This window comes from Ruegeria sp. C11 (assembly GCF_056537725.1).
Genome location: NZ_JBQFSB010000030.1, coordinates 1 through 764, shown reverse-complemented (window position 1 = coordinate 764; position 764 = coordinate 1). Strand labels below are relative to the sequence as shown.

1 protein-coding gene is annotated in these 764 nt (G+C 62.0%); it reads right to left on the bottom strand.

The window, feature by feature from the left end; all coding sequences use genetic code 11:
- Window positions 1-764, bottom strand: a 764-nt coding sequence (locus ACR0NA_RS21635; RefSeq protein ID WP_480732632.1) for a thiamine pyrophosphate-binding protein, incomplete at both ends; no start/stop codon positions are given.

Below are 764 nucleotides of genomic sequence, written 5' to 3'. Positions count from 1 at the left end.
GAGCCGTTATAGCCCAGCGGACCGGCAAACAGCGGGTGGCTGCCCGGGAAGGCGTCGTTGTGCTGGTAGCCGACGCAAACCGGCGCATCCAGACGCTCGGCCAGAGCCTTCGAAGCCTCGATGCCGCCTTCGGCCAGAACCACACCGGCACCGTTCAGGATGACCGGGTTCTTGGCGTTCGACAGCAGTTCGGCGGCCTGCGCGACGGCGGTTTCGCCGCCCGAGGGGCGCTCGAAGTCAACGATGGCGGGCAGATCGACGTCGATCACCTGAGTCCACATGTCGCGCGGGATGTTCAGCTGGGCCGGAGCACTGGCGCGTTTGGCCTGCATGATCACCCGGTTCAGAACCTCGCAGACGCGGGACGGGTCGCGGACCTCTTCCTGATAGGCGACCATGTCCTCGAACAGTTTCATCTGCTCGACTTCCTGGAACCCGCCCTGACCGATGGTCTTGTTGGCCGCCTGCGGAGTCACCAGCAGCAGCGGCGTGTGGTTCCAGTAGGCGGTCTTCACGGCGGTGACAAAGTTGGTGATGCCGGGGCCGTTCTGCGCGATCATCATCGACATCTTGCCGGTGGCGCGGGTGTAACCATCTGCCATCATCCCGGCACTGCCCTCATGCGCGCAGTCCCAGAACATGATCCCAGCCTTCGGAAACAAATCCGAAATCGGCATCATCGCCGAGCCAATAATCCCAAACGCATGCTCAATACCATGCATCTGCAGTACCTTAACAAAGGCCTCTTCCGTCGTCATCTTCAT